Below are 19,007 nucleotides of genomic sequence, written 5' to 3' on the forward strand. Positions count from 1 at the left end.
TCTCCCACCGAGGAAAGGGCATTGACGATGCCGGACGAAGCAAAACTCGTCGAGTACCTCAAGTACGTCACCGCTGACCTGCACGAGACCCGGCGACGTCTCGACGAGGCCGAGTCGGGGCGCCACGAGCCGGTCGCGGTGGTCGGCATGGCCTGCCGTTTCCCCGGCGGGGTGCGGACGCCGGAGCAGCTGTGGGAGCTGGTCGCCTCCGGCACCGACGCCATCACCGCGTTCCCCGCGGACCGCGGCTGGGACCTCCAGGGCCGCGGCGGCTTCCTGGACGACGCCGGCGGCTTCGACGCGGGCTTCTTCGGCATCAGCCCCCGCGAGGCCCTCGCGATGGACCCCCAGCAGCGGCTGCTGCTGGAGACCGGCTGGGAGGCGTTCGAGCGGTCCGGCATTGACCCGCAGAGCCTGCGCGGCAGCCAGACCGGCGTCTTCGTCGGCACCAACGGCCAGGACTACGTCCGCCTCGTGCACACCGCGAAGGAGGACCTGTCCGGGCACGCCGGCACCGGCCTCGCCGCCAGCGTGATATCCGGGCGCGTCGCCTACGTCCTCGGCCTGGTCGGCCCGGCGGTCACCGTGGACACGGCGTGCTCGTCGTCGCTGGTGTCGCTGCATCTGGCGGCGCAGGCGCTGCGCAGCGGCGAGTGCTCCCTCGCCCTGGCCGGCGGCGTCACCGTGATGACCACCCCGGCCGCCTTCGCCGGCTTCGACGTTCAGGGCGGCCTCGCGTCCGACGGGCGCTGCAAGGCGTTCTCCGACGACGCCGACGGCACCACCTGGTCGGAGGGCATCGGTGTCGTCGTACTGGAGAAACTCTCGGACGCGGTGCGGGCCGGCCGCCGCATCCTCGCCGTGGTGAGGGGCTCCGCGGTCAATCAGGACGGTGCGTCGAACGGGCTGACGGCGCCGAACGGTCCGTCGCAGCAGCGGGTGATCCGGCAGGCGCTGGCGTCGGCGGGGTTGAGGCCGGCCGAGGTGGACGCCGTCGAGGCGCATGGTACGGGCACCCGGCTGGGTGACCCGATCGAGGCGCAGGCGTTGCTCGCGACGTACGGTCAGGACCGTGAACGGCCGCTGCTGCTGGGATCGGTGAAGTCCAACATCGGGCACACGCAGGCCGCGGCCGGTGCCGCCGGACTCATCAAGGCCGTCATGGCCCTGCGCCACGGCGTCCTGCCGCCCACTCTGCACGTCGCCCGCCCCTCCGGCCATGTCGACTGGACCGAGGGCGCCGTCGAACTCCTCACCTCCACCACCGACTGGCCCGACACCGGGCACCCGCGTCGCGTCGGCGTGTCGTCCTTCGGCATCAGCGGCACCAACGCCCACGTCATCGTCGAGCAGCACACCCCGGCCGCCACCCCCGAGCCGCAGCAGGTCACCATCACCCCCGGCATCGTCGCCTGGCCGGTCTCCGCCCGCACCGAGGTCGCGCTGGACGAACAGCTCGACCGGATCCGCGCGCAGGCGGAGGGGCACCCGGCACTGGACGTCGGCTACTCACTCGCCACCGCCCGCTCGGCCTTCGAGCACCGCGCGGTGCTGGTCGCCGCGGGGGACCGGCCGGCCGAGGTGGCCCGGGGCGAGGCCCAGGGCGGTCCGCTCGCTGTGCTGTTCTCCGGTCAGGGTGCGCAGCGGTTGGGTATGGGGCGGGAGTTGTACGGCCGTTTCCCGGTGTTCGCGCGGGCTCTCGATGAGGTGTTGGCCCAGTTGCCTTCTGGTGTGCGGGAGGCGATGTGGGGTGAGGGCCGGGACGCGTTGGAGCGTACGGGTGTGGCGCAGCCCGCGTTGTTCGCGGTGGAGGTCGCGCTGTATCGCCTGGTGGAGTCGCTGGGAGTCGTGCCCAAGTACGTTGCGGGTCATTCGGTGGGTGAGATCACGGCCGCGCATGTGGCGGGGGTGTTGTCGCTGCGGGACGCGTGTGTGTTGGTGTCGGCGCGGGCGCGGTTGATGGAGGCGTTGCCGGAGGGCGGCGCGATGGTCGCGGTGGAGGCGGCCGAGGAGGAGGTGCGGGGGTATCTGACGGAGGACGTGGCGTTGGCTGCGGTCAACGGGACGCGTTCGGTGGTGCTTTCGGGTTCCGAGGATGATGTCGAGCGGGTGTTGGCGGCCCTGGGGGAGCGGGGGCACACGCGTCTCTCGGTCAGCCACGCCTTCCACTCGCCGCTGATGGACCCGATGCTCGACGACTTCCGCACCGCCCTCACCGGGCTCACCGCCCACGAGGCGCACATCGATGTCGTCTCCACCGTCACCGGAGCGCCGGTTCGTCCGGCCGACCTCGCCTCGCCCGACCACTGGGTGCGGCATGCCCGTCAGACCGTGCGATTCGCCGACGGCGTCCGTGCGCTCGCGGACGCGGGTGTGCGGCACTTCCTGGAGATCGGCCCGGACGCAGTCCTCACGCCCCTGGTCGAGACCGCGGTACCGCTGCTGCGCCGGGACCGCGACGAGGAGACGGCCGCCGTGACGGCCCTCGCCCGACTCCACGCCCATGGCGTCCCCGTGGACTGGCCGGCGCTCTTCGCCGGCACCGGCGCCCGCACCGTCGACCTGCCCACCTACCCCTTCCAGCACGAGCGTTACTGGCCCGAGCCCGCCGATGCCATGGTGGTGTCCGGTGACGGTGCGGGCGTGGACGCCGAGTTCTGGGCCGCCGTGGAGCGCGAGGACCTGGCGGCGCTCGCCGCCCGGCTGGACATCGGCGCCGAGGCGCTCGGCGGCGTGGTCCCCGCGCTGTCCGCCTGGCGCAGCAGACGCCGCGCCCGGTCGCTGTCCGACGCCCTGCGCTTCCGCGAGACCTGGCAGCCGCTGCCCACGGCACCCGCTGCCGGACCATCGGGCACCTGGCTGGTCGTGCTGCCCGCCGACGGGCCCGACACGGACAGCGCCTGGCTCGACGCCGTGACCGGTGCGCTCGGCCCCGATACCGTGTCCGTCCGGCTCGGCAAGCGGCCCGCGCGTGGTGAACTCGCCGAGGAACTGTCCCGGCTCACCGCCGACGGCACCCGCTTCACCGGCGTGGTCTCCCTGCTCGCCGGCACCGACGCCACCCGCTGGACCAGCGTCCCGGTCGGCCTCGTCGACACCGCCGTACTGCTCCAGGCCATGGACGACGCCGGGATCCGCACCCGGATCTGGGCCGCCACCCGCGGCGCGGTCGCCGCCTCGCCGGACGACACCGTGCAGCCGCTGCAAGCCGCACTGTGGGGTCTGGGGAGGGTCGCCGCTCTGGAGTACCCCGACCGGTGGGGTGGATTGATCGATCTGCCCGGACACCTGGACGACGCCGCACTGCGCCGGTTCACCACTCACCTCGCCGGTGGAGGCGAGGAGGACGAGGTCGCCGTGCGCGGCGGTGGTGTCTTCGGGCGTCGCCTCGTTCCGGCGCCGGGTGCCGACGAGGCCCCGGTGTGGGAGCCGTCGGGCACCGTGTTGATCACGGGGGGTACGGGTGCGCTGGGCGGGCATGTGGCCCGCTGGGCGGCACAGCACGGTGCGGAGCATCTGCTGCTTCTCAGCCGCCGTGGCCGACAGACGCCCGGGGCCGAGGAGCTGGAGGCCGAGCTGACCGCGCTCGGCGCGCGGGTGACCATCGCCGCGTGCGACACGGCGATCCGCGCCGAGCTCTCCGCCGCGCTGGAGGCGATCCCGGCCGACGCGCCACTCACCGCCGTCGTCCACGCCGCCGGTGTCCTCGACGACGCCGTGCTCAACGGCCTCACCCCGCAGCGCTTCGGCGCCGTGTTCCGCGCCAAGGTCAGCCCCGCGCTGCTGCTGGACGAGCTCACCCGCGAGCATGATCTGTCGGCCTTCGTGCTGTTCTCGTCGGTGGCCGGCGCGGTGGGCAACCCGGGGCAGGGCAACTACGCGGCGGCCAACACGGTGTTGGACGCGCTCGCCCAGCGCCGTCGGGCCGAGGGTCTGCCCGCCACGTCCGTCGCCTGGGGTGCCTGGGACGGCGGAGGCATGGCCGCAGCGCTGACCGATGCGCTGCGCGAAACCGGCGCCACCGCCCTCGAACCCGGGCTCGCCCTCGGCGTGCTCGCCGAACTCTCCGTCGACGCCGCCCCAGTGACCGTCGTCGCCGACCTCCAGCAGCAGGACACCCTGCGGATGCTGTTCAGTATCCGCCCGTGCGCCGCCCTCAGCGCCCTGCCCACCGCCGAGGAGGCCCGCAGCGCGGCCCGCAGGCTCCGCGACGACACACGCTCCGCCGCATCCGTGCTGCGTCGCAAGGTGTACGCCGCCCCCGAGGACGAGCGCGTCCCGCTCCTGCTCGAACTGGTGCGCACCCACGCCGGCGGTGTCCTCGGCCACGCCGGACCGGAGGCCGTGGACGCCGAACGTGCCTTCCACGACATCGGCTTCGACTCGCTGACGTCGATGGAACTGCGCAACCAGCTCGCCCGCGCCACGGGCCTCGCCCTGCCCGCCAGCCTGCTCTTCGACTTCACCCGGCCGCGCACCCTTGCCGAGCATCTTGTCGCTGAACTTCTCGGCAGCCAGGACGAGTCGGACGGCCCGCTGCTCGCCGCCGAGCCGGCCGACACCACCGAGGACCCGGTCGTCGTGGTCGGCATGGCCTGCCGTTTCCCCGGCGGGGTGCGGACGCCGGAGCAGCTGTGGGAGCTGGTCGCCTCCGGCACCGACGCCATCACCGCCTTCCCCACCGACCGCGGCTGGGAGATCCAGGGCCAGGGCGGCTTCCTGCACGACGCCGCCGACTTCGACCCCGAGTTCTTCGGCATCAGCCCGCGCGAGGCGGTCGCCATGGATCCGCAGCAGCGGCTGCTGCTGGAGACCGGCTGGGAGGCGTTCGAGCGGTCCGGCATCGACCCGCAGAGCCTGCGCGGCAGCCGCACCGGCGTCTTCGTCGGCAGCAACGGCGTCGACTACCACCACCTCATCGCCCGCGCCAAGGACATGGAGGGCCGCGGCGTCATGCTGTCGGCCAGCGTCATCTCCGGCCGGCTCTCCTATGTCTTCGGCCTGGAGGGCCCGGCGGTCACCGTGGACACGGCGTGCTCGTCGTCGCTGGTGTCGCTGCATCTGGCGGCGCAGGCGCTGCGCAGCGGCGAGTGCTCCCTCGCCCTGGCCGGCGGCGTCACGGTCATGACCACCTCCGCCGCCTTCATGGGCTTCCGTCACCACGGCGGCCTCGCCGAGGACGGCCGCTGCAAGGCCTTCGGCGACGACGCCGACGGCACCGGCTGGTCCGAGGGCGTCGGCATGGTCGTACTCGAACGACTGTCGGACGCTGTGCGCCACGGGCACCCCGTCCTCGCCACCGTGCGCGGTTCGGCGGTCAATCAGGACGGTGCGTCGAACGGGCTGACGGCGCCGAACGGTCCGTCACAGCAGCGGGTGATCCGGCAGGCGCTGGCGTCGGCGGGGTTGAGGCCGGCCGAGGTGGACGCCGTCGAGGCGCATGGTACGGGCACCCGGCTGGGTGACCCGATCGAGGCGCAGGCCCTGCTGGCGACGTACGGTCAGGATCGTGAACGGCCGCTGCTGCTGGGATCGGTGAAGTCCAACATCGGGCACACCCAGGCCGCGGCCGGCGCCGCCGGACTCATCAAGGCCGTCATGGCCCTGCGCCACGCCGTGGTCCCGCGCACGCTGCACGCCGATGTGCCCTCGTCCCACGTCGACTGGTCCGTGGGGGCCGTCGAGATCGCCACGGCCAACACCGACTGGCCCGACACCGGCCGCCCGCGCCGCATGGGCGTGTCTTCGTTCGGCATCAGCGGCACCAATGCCCACGTCCTGCTGGAGCAGGCCCCGCAGGCCGCGGCGGAGGAGCAGGAGACGGTCGCCGTCACCCCGAGCGCGGTGCCGTGGCCCGTCACCGCCGTCAGCGAGGCCGCGTTGGACGCCCAGATCACCCGGATCCGCGCCCATGCGGGCGACCACGCCCCCGTGGACGTCGGCCACTCCCTGGCCGTCGGCCGCTCCCTGGCCGTCGGCCGCTCCGCCTTCCCCCACCGGGCCGTCCTGCTCGCCACCCCCGACGGACTCACCGAGGCCGCGAGGGCGGTTGCTGAACCCGGCCCGGTCGCCGTCCTCTTCTCCGGTCAGGGTGCTCAACGGCTGGGGATGGGACGGGAGTTGTACGGCCGGTTCCCGGTGTTCGCGCAGGCCCTCGATGAGGTGTTGGGGCAGCTGCCGACTGGGGTGCGGGAGGCCATGTGGGGTTCGAGCCCGGAGGCGTTGGAGCGTACGGGTGTGGCTCAGCCCGCGTTGTTCGCGGTCGAGGTGGCGCTGTATCGGCTGGCCGAGTCGCTGGGTGTCGTGCCCAAGTACGTTGCCGGACATTCGGTCGGTGAGATCACGGCCGCACACGTTGCTGGGGTGCTGTCGCTGCCGGACGCGTGCGCGCTGGTGTCGGCGCGGGCGCGGTTGATGGAGGCGTTGCCGGAGGGCGGCGCGATGGTCGCCGTGGAGGCGACGGAGGCCGAGGCGCTCCCGTATCTGACGGAGCAAGTGGCGTTGGCTGCGGTCAACGGGCCGCGTTCCGTGGTGCTTTCGGGTACCGAGGAGGGCGTAGAGCGGGCGTTGGCGGCGCTGGGGGAGCGGCGGCACACGCGTCTCTCGGTCAGCCACGCCTTCCACTCGCCGTTGATGGACCCGATGCTCGACGACTTCCGTACCGCCCTCGCCGGGCTGACCTTCGGCGAGCCCACCCTGCGCCTGGTCTCCCACCTGGCCGGCGGTGACGCGCGTTCCGTCGAGCACTGGGTCCGTCACGTTCGTGAGACCGTGCGGTTCGGTGACGGGCTGCGGGCGCTCGGGGACGCGGGTGTGCGGCACTACCTGGAGATCGGTCCGGACGCCGTTCTCACCCCGCAGGTTGCGGAGAGCGTGCCGGACGCCATCGAGGCCGTGCCGTTGCTGCGCCGGGACCAGGACGAGGAGACGGCCGCCGTGACCGCGCTGGCCCGGCTCCACACCACCGGCGTTCCCGTGGACTGGCCCGCCTGCTTCACCGGCACCGGTGCGCGCCGCGTCGACCTGCCCACGTACGCCTTCCAGCGGGCCCGTTACTGGCCCGAGGCCGCCGAACCGGTACCGCAGGGCTCCGGCGCGGACGCCGAGTTCTGGGCCGCCGTGGAGCGCGCGGACATCACCGCCCTCGCCGGGCGCCTCGATGTGGCTCCCGACGCGCTCGACGCGATCGTCCCCGCGCTGTCCTCCTGGCGAAGCCGCAGCCGAGTACGGACGACCGTCGACTCCTGGCGTCACCGCGAGACCTGGCAGCCGCTGACCGCCACGGCAGCCGGTCGCCGCGAAGGCACCTGGCTCGCGGTCCTGCCCGCCGACCACGCCGCCGCGCCCTGGGCCCGCGCCGTCACCGACGCGCTCGGCCCGGACACCGCGCTGCTTGTCGCGGACACCACCGATCGTGACGAACTCGCCGCGCAGCTAAGGCAGTTCGCGACGGCTGACCGCGTCACCCGCGTCGTATCCCTGCTGGCCGCCGACACCGTCACGCTCTCCGGCGACGTGCCCGCCGGCCTGCCCGCGACGGTTCTGCTCCTCCAGGCCCTTGACGACGCCGGTCTGAACGCGCCCGTGTGGTCGGTGACCAGTGGCGCCGTCACCACCGCCGGTTCCGGTGAGGGACCCGTCGATCCGTCGCAGGCTGCCCTGTGGGGGCTCGGGCGGGTCGCCGCTCTGGAGTACCCGGACCGGTGGGGCGGGTTGATCGACCTGCCGGTGCAGCCGGATGACGCCGCACTGCGCCGGTTCACCGCCTTCCTCGCCGCTCCCGGTGACGAGGACGAGGCCGCCGTGCGCGGCGCCGGTGTCTTCGGTCGCCGTTTCGTGCCGGCGCCGGGTGCGGAGGAGGCTCCGGTGTGGGAGCCGTCCGGGACGGTGTTGATCACGGGTGGCACGGGTGCGCTGGGCGGGCATGTGGCCCGGTGGGCCGCCGAGCACGGTGCCGAGCATCTGCTGCTGCTCAGTCGGCGTGGCCGACAGGCGCCCGGCGCACAGGAGTTGGAGGCAGAGCTCGGGGTACGCGTGACCATCGCCGCGTGCGACTCGGCCGACCGCGCGGAGCTCTCCGCCGCGCTGGAGGCGATCCCTGCCGACGCGCCACTCACCGCCGTCATTCACGCCGCCGGCGTCCTCGACGACGCCGTGCTGGACGGGCTGACGCCCGACAGGTTCACAGACGTCTTCCACGCCAAGGTCCGGCCCGCGCTTCTGCTGGACGAGTTGACCCGCGAGCATGATCTGTCGGCCTTCGTGCTGTTCTCGTCGGTGGCCGGCGCGGTGGGCAACCCGGGGCAGGGCAACTACGCCGCGGCCAACACGGTGCTGGACGCGCTCGCCCAGCGCCGTCGGGCCGAGGGCCTGCCCGCCACGTCCGTCGCCTGGGGTGCCTGGGACGGCGCAGGCATGGCCGCCGGAGTCCAGGACGCTGAGCGGCCTTCCGGCGCCGCACTGCTCGATCCGGTCGCGGCGCTCACCGCGCTCGCCGAACTGGTCGCCGAACCGCACCCCGTCACCGTTGTCGCCGACCTCCAGCATCCGCCGTTCCTCCAGGCGCTGTTCAGCCTCCGCCCGTCGCCCGCCCTGGCCGCCCTCCCGGCCGGCCGGGAGGCCCTGCGCACCGCCCGCACCTCACGCTCCGCCGGTGAGGAAGCCCGCCGCGCGCTGCGGGACCGGCTGCACGCCACGGCCCCCGGTGAGCGGCTGCCCCTGCTGCTCGACCTGGTGCGCACCCAGGCCGCCGCCGTCCTCGCCCACCCCGACCCCGCCGCGATCCGGCCGGACAAGCCCTTCCAGGACCTCGGGTTCGACTCGCTGACGTCGATGGAGCTGCGCACCCGGCTGGCCCGGGTCACCGGCCTGCCGCTGCCCGCCGGTCTGCTCTTCGACCATCCACGGCCCCGCACCCTCGCCGAGCATCTCCTCGACACGCTCCTCGGCGAGCCGGTCGCCGCGGCCGCGCCGCCGCCGGCCGGTCGGGCCGCCCCCGACGAACCCCTCGCGATCGTCGGCATGGCCTGCCGCTTCCCCGGCGACGTCCGGTCCCCGGAGGACCTGTGGGAGCTGGTCGCGGGCGGCCGGGACGCCATCGGCCCGTTCCCCACCGACCGCGGCTGGGACCTCGACGTCCTCGCCGGGGCGGGCCGCGGGCACAGCGCCACCGCGGAGGGCGGTTTCCTCGGCGACGTCGCCGACTTCGACCCGGAGTTCTTCGGCATCAGCCCGCGCGAGGCCCTTGCGATGGACCCGCAGCAGCGCGTCCTGCTGGAGACGGCCTGGGAGGCGTTCGAGCGGGCCGGCATCGACCCGCACACCCTGCGCGGCAGCCGCACCGGCGTTTTCGTCGGCACCAACGGGCAGGACTACGCCGAACTCGTCTCCCGCTCCGCCGGGACCGCCGAGAACTTGGCGACCCACCTCGGCACCGGCCTCGCGGCGAGCGTCATCTCCGGCCGTATCGCCTACGTGTTCGGCTTGGAGGGGCCCGCGGCCACCGTCGACACGGCCTGTTCCTCCTCCCTGGTCTCCCTGCACCTGGCCGCCCAAGCGCTGCGCGGCGGCGAGTGCGAACTCGCCCTCGCCGGCGGCGTCACCGTGATGACCAGCTCCTCCAGCTTCTCCGGCTTCACCGCCATGGGCGGCCTCGCCGGGGACGGCCGCTGCAAGGCGTTCTCCGACGCGGCCGACGGCACCGGCTGGTCCGAGGGCGTCGGAGTCCTCGTCGTGGAGCGGCTGTCCGACGCCGAACGGCACAGGCACCGCGTCCTCGCCGTCGTCCGTGGCTCCGCCGTCAACCAGGACGGCGCCTCCAACGGGCTCAGTGCCCCCAACGGACCTTCCCAGCAGCGCGTCATCCGCCAGGCCCTCGGCGCCGCCGGACTCACGCCCGCGGACATCGACGCCGTCGAGGCGCACGGCACCGGCACGACGCTCGGCGACCCCATCGAGGCAGAGGCCCTGATGGCGGTGTTCGGAGGGCCCGAGCGTGCCCGGCCCCTGCTCCTCGGCTCCGTGAAGTCCAACATCGGGCACACGCAGGCAGCCGCCGGAGTCGCCGGCGTCATCAAGACCGTCATGGCCCTGCGCCACGGCACCCTGCCGCCCACCCTGCACGTCGAGACGCCGTCGTCGCACGTCGACTGGTCGACGGGCCCGGTGGAACTGCTCGACCGCGCCCGGCCCTGGCCGGTCACGGGGCGGCCCCGCCGGGCAGGCGTGTCCTCGTTCGGCATCAGCGGTACCAACGCGCATGTCGTCCTCGAACAGGCTGCCCAGTCCGTCCCGTCGGCATCGGATGACGACGGGGGCGCCGCGACGTCGGTCGGGCGTGCGCTGCCGTGGGTGCTGTCCGCCCGCACCCCCGCCGCACTGCGCGGCCAGGCCGCCGCGCTCGCCGACGGCATCACCCACGACCCCGCCCTGGACCTCGCGGACGTGGCCCACGCCCTCGCCACCGACCGGGCCGTCTTCGAGCACCGCGCGGTCGTCGTCGGCAGCGGCCGCGACGCCCTCCTCGCCGGACTGGACGTGCTCACCGCGGGCGACGCGGTGACTGCCGGCGTCGTGCGCGGTACCGCCGACGGCGAGGGCCGTACCGTGCTCGTCTTCCCCGGGCAGGGCGCGCAGTGGGCCGGTATGGGTGCCCGGCTGCTGGAGGAGTCCCCGGTGTTCGCCGCGCGCATCGCCGAATGCGCCGCCGCGCTCGCCGAATTCACCGACTGGTCCCTCACCGACGTCCTGCGCGGCGCCGACGGCGCCCCCGCGCTGGAGCGCGTGGACGTCGTCCAACCGGCCACCTGGGCGGTCATGGTCGCGCTCGCCGCGGTCTGGGAGGCGCACGGCGTCACCCCGGACGCGGTCGTCGGACACTCCCAGGGCGAGATCGCCGCAGCCGTCGTCGCCGGTGCGCTGTCCCTGACCGACGGCGCCCGCGTCGTGGCCCTGCGCAGCCGGGCCATCGCCCGCCGGCTCGCAGGACGCGGCGGCATGATCGCGGTCCCGCTGCCCGCCGCCGACGTCGAACCCCTCATCGCCGCCTGGGACGGGCGGCTGTCCCTCGCCGCGGTCAACGCCCCCGACGCCGTCGTCGTCAGCGGCGACGCCGCCTCGCTCGACGAGTTCTTCGGCCGGCTCTCCGACGACGGCGTCCGCGTCAAGCGCATCGCCGTCGACTACGCCTCCCACTCCGCCCACGTCGCGGACCTGCACGCCGACCTGCTCACCGACCTCGCGCCCCTCACCCCCCGCGCCCCGCGGATCCCGCTGCTGTCCACGGTCACCGGCGAACGCCTCGACACCGCCGCGATGGACGCCGAGTACTGGTACCGCAACCTGCGCCGGACGGTGCGGTTCGCGGACGCGGTGCACGCGCTGCTCGAACAGGGCTGCACACGATTCGTCGAGTCCGGACCGCACCCCGTGCTCACCGGCGCCGTCCAGTCGTGCGCCGAGGCGGCCGGCACCGACGCCGTCGCCGTCGGCACGCTGCGGCGCGGCGAGGACGGCACGGACCGGGTGCTCACCTCCCTCGCCGAAGCCTTCGTCCGCGGCGTCCCCGTGGACTGGGCGGCAGCGGCCGGCCCCGGTCGTTCCGGGGTCGTCGATCTGCCCACGTACGCCTTCCAGCGGCAGCGGTACTGGCCCACCGCCGGGGCCGTGACCACCGACGTGTCCGGTGCCGGCCTCGACGCGACCGGGCACCCGCTGCTCGGCGCCGCCGTCACCGTCGCCGACTCCGGCGACCTGGTCCTCACCGGCACACTGTCCCTGTCCGCACAGCCCTGGCTCGGACAACACCGTGTGTCCGGCGCCGTGTTCTTCCCCGGCACCGGATTCCTCGAACTCGCCGTCCGCGCGGGTGACGCCGCCGGCTGCGGCCGGGTCGACGAACTCACCATCGCCGCCCCGCTCGTCCTGCCCGAACGCGGTGCCGTCCAGGTGCAGGTCCGGGTCGACGCGGCCGACGAGGAGGGCCGGCGCGGCATACGGTTCCACTCCCGGCCGGCCCGCGGCGACGCTCCCTGGCAACTGCACGCCACCGGCGTCCTCTCCCGCGGCCCCGCCACCCCGGCCCCGCCCGACACCACCGAGTGGCCGCCCGCCGGCGCCACCGAGGTCGACGTGAGCGACATCTACCAGCGCTACGCCCGCGCCGGACTCGACTACGGGCCCGCCTTCCAGGGGCTGCGCGGCGTGTGGCGGCTCGACGACGACGCCTACGCCGAGGTCGTCCTGCCCGAACCGGCCGGCACCACCCAGGGCCTCGGACTGCACCCGGCGCTCCTGGACGCCGTACTGCACGCCGGTGTCCACGCGGGCGAGGAGAACCACGAGCGGATGCTGCCGTTCGGCTGGCAGGACGTCACCCTGCACGCCTCCGGCGCCACCGTGCTGCGCGCCCGCATCGTCCGCACCGGACCCGACACCCTCACGATCGCCGCGACGGACGTCGAGGGCGACCCCGTCGTCACCGTCGGCACCCTCACCCTGCGCGCGGGCACCGACCGGCCCACCGCGACCCCGGCCGACGACCCGGGCGACGCCCTGCTGCACCTCACATGGGAACCCGCGCCGGCCGACCTGCCCGCACCCGCGGGCGCCCGCTGGGCCGTCGTCGGCGACGACGCCCACGGCCTCGGCCAGGCCCTGGCGCTGGCGGGGGAGAGCGTGGTCGCCTACGCCGAGACCTTCGCCGCCGCCATCGGCGAGGACGGCGACAACGGCCCCGTCCCGCACGGCTTCCTCGTCTCCATCACGGGCGGCGAAGGCCCCGACGCCGTGCACGACACCGTCACCCGGACCCTGACGCTGCTTCAGGACTGGCTCGGCGACGAACGGCTCGACCGCTCACGGCTCCTCCTGGTCACGCGCGGCGCAGTCGCCCCCGACGGCGGTGACATGTCCGACGGTGGTGACGTGACCGACCCGGCCGCGGCCGCCGTATGGGGCCTCGTCCGCTCTGCCCAGTCGGAGAACCCGGGCCGCTTCGTCCTGGTCGACCTCGACGGGGCGGAGACCTCCGCCACGGCCCTGCCCGCCGTGCTCGTGGCCGAGGAGGAACAGTGGGCGGTGCGCGACGGCCGCCCGCGCGTGCCCAGGCTCGCCCGGGCCACCGCGCGGAAGCCGGCCGAGAGCACCGGAGGCGTCGCCGACTGGAACCCGGACGGCACCGTCCTCGTCACCGGCGGCACCGGCGGCCTGGGCGGCGAACTCGCCCGGCACCTGGTCACCCGGCACGGCGTACGCCACCTGCTGCTGGCGTCCCGGAGCGGTGAGGGCGCGCCCGGTGCCGACGCCCTGCGGGCCGAACTCACCGACGCCGGCGCCTCGGTGACCGTCGCCGCCTGCGACGTCGCCGACGCCGACAGCGTCGATGCGCTGCTCGCCGCGGTGCCCGCGGAACACCCGCTGACCGCCGTCGTGCACACCGCGGGTGCCCTGGACGACGGCGTGCTGCCCTCGCTCACCCCCGAGCGGGTCTCCGCCGTGCTGCGCCCCAAGGCCGACGGCGCCTGGCATCTGCACCGCGCCACCCGCGAGTCGGACCTCGCCGCGTTCGTCCTGTACTCCTCGGTGTCCGGTGTCCTCGGCAGCCAGGCCCAGGCCGGCTACTCCGCCGCCAACGCCTACCTCGACGCCCTCGCCGTCCACCGCCGCGCACAGGGGCTGCCCGCCACCTCCCTGTCCTGGGGGTTCTGGGCCCGCCGTACCGGCATGACCGCGCAGCTCACCGAGACAGACGTGCAGCGCATGGAACGCTCCGGGACCCCGCCGCTCGGCCTCGATTTCGGGCTCGCCCTGTTCGACGCCGCGCTCACCCGCGACGAGGCCCACCTCGTGCCGCTGCGGATCGACCGGACACGCGCCGGCGGCGATGTACCGCCCCTGCTGCGCGGCCTGCTCGGCGGTGCCAGGCGCACCGCCGCCACCGCCACCCGGTCCTTCGCCACGCTCCGCGACCGGCTCGCCCGGCTCGACGCCGCCGAGCAGCTCAAGGCGCTCACCGACCTCGTCGTGGAGACCTCCGCGGTGCTGCTCGGCCGACGCGAGGAAGGGCCCCTGGACCCGAACCGCGAATTCCTCACCCTGGGCTTCGACTCGCTCATCGCTCTGGAGCTGCGCAATCAGCTCGGCGAGGCCCTCGGCCTGCGGGTGCCGACGTCCGCGGTCTTCGACCACCGCACCCCCGCCCGGCTCGCCCAGTGGCTCCAGGGCCAGTTGGCCGCCCTCGGGAACCGCGCGGCGGCCGGACCCGGAACACTCACCGCGAACGCCCGGGACAGTGCCCCCGACTCGGTGGTCAACCTGTTCTTCGACACCGTCAGGAACGGAAAGACCCTTGAGGCCATGAGGCTGCTGATGGCGGTCGCGGCGACCCGTCCCCAGGTCGGACTGACCGCCGAGGTACCGGAACTGCCGCAGCCCGTCGCCCTGGCCGAGGGACCCGTGCTGCCCCGACTGATCTGCGTCAGCGCGCCCGGCGCCACCGGCGGCGTGCACCAGTACGCCCGTATGGCGGCCCCGTTCCGCGGCCGCCGGCACGTCAGCGCGCTACCGCTGCTCGGCTTCGCGGAGGGCGAGGCCCTGCCCGCCGACAGCGAGGCCGCGGTACGGCTCATCGCCGAGAGCGCCCTGCTGGCCAGCGAGGGCGAGCCGTTCGTCCTCGCCGGCTACTCCATGGGCGGCACCTTCGCCTACCGCGCGGCGGGCGTACTGGAGGAGACCTGGGGCATCCGGCCCGAGGGCGTGATCATGCTCGACACGCTCAGCCTTGAGTACAAGTCGGGAGAGGGCGTCGACTGGGACCTCTTCCACGAGAACTACCTCGCCGACATGGACAAGCCGGCGGTGAAGCTCGACAGCGCCCGGCTGTCGGCGATGGCCCAGTGGTTCCTGCGGATGACCACGGGCGGCGCGGAACGCTACAAGACCGGCGTGCCGAGCCTCCTGATCCGCTGCACCACCTCCATGCCCGCGGTCGACCGCGGCGACGAGGCCCCTCCCGTGCCGGCCCACACCACCCGCATGATCGACGCCACCCACCAGACCCTCATCGCCGAGAAGTCCCACGAGACCGCCCGGCTGATGGAGGAGTGGCTGCGGACACTGGAGTCCGAGGGGCACTGATCCGCATCCACACCCGCGCACGGCACGACACGTGCCGTGCGCGGACGCGCGGCGTGCCAAGGCCGCGCAGGCCCGAGCGGCGGCCCGGCAGGTCTAAGGAAAACCGAGACCGCCCCGACCTACCGTCCACAGCAGTCTCGTTGAGTGCTTGAACCATCGGAGGCGGTGCGGCATGACCATCCTGTCCGGACTGGAGTTCTTCGACCTGCACGACCCGGTCGCCGCCGAGCCGGTCGCGGTCGTCGCCATGGCCTGCCGACTGCCCGGCGGGATCACCGACCCCGAGGGGCTGTGGGAGCTGCTCCTCGGGGTCGGCGACGCCATCGGCCCGCTGCCCGCCGACCGGGGCTGGGATCCGGACGCCCTCGACGGTCCGGACCGGGCCGCCGTGCCCCGGCGCGGCGGATTCCTCGACGGCGTCGCCGACTTCGACGCCGGCTTCTTCGGGCTCTCGCCCCGTGAGGCCGTCGCCACCGACCCCCAGCAGCGGCTGCTGCTGGAGACCGCCTGGGAGGCCGTGGAGCGGGCCGGCATCGACCCGCTGTCGCTGCACGGCACCCGCACCGGCGTCTACGTCGGCGTCAGCGGCGAGGACTACGCCCTGGTCACCGCGCGCGCCGCCGGTGACGCCGCCGCGGGCGCCGTCACCGGCACCGCGCCCGGCGTCGCCTCCGGCCGCCTCGCCCACGTCCTCGGGCTGCGCGGCCCCGCGCTCACCCTGGACACCGCGTCCTCCTCCTCGCTGACCGCACTGCACTGTGCCGTCCGTGCCCTGCGCGCCGGGGAGTGCACGCTCGCCCTGGCCGGCGGGGCCAACGTGCTGTCCACGCCCCGCAGCCTCGTCGGTTACGCCCGGCAGGGAGGACTCGCCCCCGACGGCCGCTGCAAGCCGTTCTCCGCCGACGCCGACGGCACCGCCTGGGCCGAGGGCGTCGGCGTCCTCGTCCTGGAGCGCCTCTCCGACGCCCGGCTGAACGGCCACCCCGTCCTCGCCCTGATCCGCGGCACAGCCGTCAACGCCGACGGCGCCACCGACCGGCTGACCGCGCCGAGCGGCTCCGCCCAGCGCGAGCTGATCGCCCTGGCCCTGGACGACGCCGGGCTCGGCACCGGCGACGTCGACGCCGTGGAGGCGCACGGCACCGGAACCCGCGTCGGCGACCCCGTCGAGGCCGAGGCCCTCCTTGCCACCTACGGGCGTGAGCGCGAACACCCGCTGCTCATCGGCTCCGTGAAAGCCAACCTCGGCCACGCCCAGGCCGCCGCGGGCATCGCCGGCCTCATCAAGACCGTGCTCGCGCTGCGGCACGGCATCCTGCCCGCCACCCCGCACCTGTCCGAGCCGACCCCGGCCGTCGACTGGTCCGCCGGCTCGGCGCGGCTGCTGAGCGAGTCCACCGACTGGCCCGCCACCGGAAGGCCGCGCCGCGCCGCTGTCTCCTCCTTCGGCATCGGCGGCAGCAACGCCCATGTCGTCCTCGAACAGGCACCGCCCGCACCCGTCCCGGCCGAGGAGCCCGGCGGCAGCCCGCACATCGTGCCCTGGGTCGTCTCCGCGCGGTCGGCGAACGCCCTGGACGCGGCGGTCGCCCGGCTGCGCCGGCTGGACCCCGCCGACGACCGGGCCCGCGTCGACATCGCCCACTCGCTGGCCACCGGACGGGCCACCGCGCTGCCGCACCGTACCGTGCTGCTGGCGTCCGCCGACGGCACGCCCACCGCGGCCCGCTGCGTTGCCGAACCCGGCCCCTCCGCCGTGCTGTTCGCCGGCCGCAGCGGCCCGCACGCCGCACAGACCCGTGCCCTCGCCGAACGGTTCCCGGTGTTCGCGCGTGCCTTCGCCGCCGTACGCGAGGCGTTCGACGGGCTGCTGCCCGAACCGCTGCCCGACGTCGTGGGCGGCGCCACCCACGAACCCGGCACACCGGGCACGCACGGAACACCCGCCCCGTCCGGTACGGCTGGCACCGCCCCGTCCGGTACGGCTGGCACCGCCCCGTCCGGTACGGCTGGCACGCCCAGCGCCTCCCGTACCGCCGAACCCCTCCTGTTCGCCTACGAGATCGCCCTGTACCGGCTCCTGGAGTCCCTCGGCCGGACGCCCACCCACCTCGCGGGACACGGGCTCGGCGAGATAGCCGCCGCCCATGCCGCCGGCGCGTTGTCCCTCATCGACGCCTGCCGTGTCGTCGCCGCCCGGGTCCGGCTGGCCGAGCGGCTCGCGTCCGCCGCCACCGTGGCCGTACGCGTCACCGAGGCCGAGGTGGCACCGCTGCTCACCCCGGACGTCGCCGTCGCCGCCGTCGACGGCCCCGACCGGCTCGTGCTCTCCGGCGCGGCGCGGGAAGTCGCCCGTATCGCCGACGCCCTCGCGGCCGAGGGACGCGCCACCACCGCCCTCCCCGCCCCGCACGGACTGCACTCCCCGCTCGTGGCCGACGCCCTCGACGAGTTCCGCCGTGATCTGACGGGCCTCGAACCGCGCACGCCTCGCATCCCGGTCGTGTCCACCCTGACCGGCACCCGTGTCACCGGCACCGACCTCGCCTCGCCCGCCCACTGGAGCGGCCAGGTGAGCGGCACCGTACGGTTCGCCGACGCCGTCACCGCCCTGCGTGACGCGGGCGTCCACACCTTCCTCGAAGTGGGCACGGACGCCACCCTCACCGCGAGCACCGTCGAACTGCTCGCGTGGAGCGGCGTGGTGACCGTCGCCGCCCAGCGCGCCGGCACCGACCCCGAGACGGCGCTGCTCATCGCGCTCGCCCGGTTGCACGTCACCGGCAGCGACGTGCACTGGCCCGCCCTGTTCACCGGCACCGGCGCCCGCCGCACCGAACTGCCGACGTACCCCTTCCAACGCGAACGCCACTGGCCCACTCCGTCAGACCCGGCCGCATTGCCCGTGCCCGCCCTGGGGCCTGTGCCGGAAGCGACGCCTGCCGGGCGACGCCTGGCACGCTCCGCCTCTGCCTCAAGGGCGTGGGAGGTACCCCCACTCGCCGCACCGGGCGAAAGCCCAAGTACGTCCGGTCCATCAACGGGGTCTTCCGCCCGGCACGCCGAGAGCACGCTCCCCCACGCTCGAACCCGGGCTCGCGCGGGGGCACCCCCATCGCCGCCGCCCGGCCCGCCCTCCGGGCGGACGACGCCACTTCCGGCACAGGCCCTGGGCCGGACCGACGACCTGCCCGCCGCCGACCCCGACGCACTACGGGCCCTCACCGGCCCGCGCCGGGTCCGCGCGCTGCTCACCCTGGTGCGCGCCGAGGCCGCCGCCGCCCTCGGGCACGCCGACCCCGGCCGTGTCGAACCCCGTCTCGCCCTGCGCTCCCTGGGTCTCGACTCCTACGCCGAGACCGAGCTGCGGGTGCGCCTCGGCAAGGCCACCGGTCTCGACCTTCCGGCCACCCTGTTCTACGACCAGCCCACCCCGGCCGCGCTCGCCGCCCGGCTCGCCGAGCACCTCGACGAGCAGCCGCACACCCTGCCCGACTGGCCCGCCGGCTTCGAACAGGCCCTGCGCGACCTGCCCGGGGACCACCCCGCACGCCGCCGCGCCGTACACCGCCTCGAAGACCTGCTGGCCGACCTCGGCCGACGCGCCCCGCAGCCCGCGCCGGGAGGCCGCGTCGACGGCGGCCACGGCAGCAACGGCGGCGCAGGCCATGGAGGCCGCGCCACGGCGGACGCAGCCGACATCGCCGCCGCCCCCGTCGACCGGCTCCTGGACCTCATAGACCAGGAGTTCCCGATCGACAAGGAGTTCCCGGTCCGCTGACCGGCGCTCCAGGGCGGCACCCCCCACCTCTCGAAGCCAGTGACCCCAGCGGGCCAACCCCCACCCGCAGGCCACGTACGCCTCCGCCGAC

The 19,007-nt window shown here is 74.7% G+C and carries 2 protein-coding genes; both read left to right on the forward strand.

What is annotated here, in order from left to right:
• Positions 1-21: 21 nt before the first annotated feature.
• Positions 22-15,135 carry a type I polyketide synthase gene (locus E0500_RS44280; RefSeq protein ID WP_399120043.1) on the forward strand — a complete coding sequence of 5,038 codons (15,114 nt, stop codon included), beginning with the start codon at positions 22-24 and terminating at the stop codon, positions 15,133-15,135.
• 172 nt (positions 15,136-15,307) lie between these two features.
• Complete coding sequence (locus tag E0500_RS28895) at positions 15,308-18,916, forward strand: type I polyketide synthase (RefSeq protein WP_131565447.1); 3,609 nt, start codon at positions 15,308-15,310, stop codon at positions 18,914-18,916.
• Positions 18,917-19,007 lie beyond the last annotated feature (91 nt).

It is taken from the genome of Streptomyces sp. KM273126, assembly GCF_004337435.2.
Classification (GTDB): Bacteria; Actinomycetota; Actinomycetes; order Streptomycetales; family Streptomycetaceae; genus Streptomyces; species Streptomyces acidicola.

Excerpts from the sequence above, each read along its gene's own strand:
- E0500_RS28895 (WP_131565447.1), top strand. The coding sequence starts at position 15,308 with ATGACCATCCTGTCCGGACTGGAGTTCTTCGACCTGCACGACCCGGTC.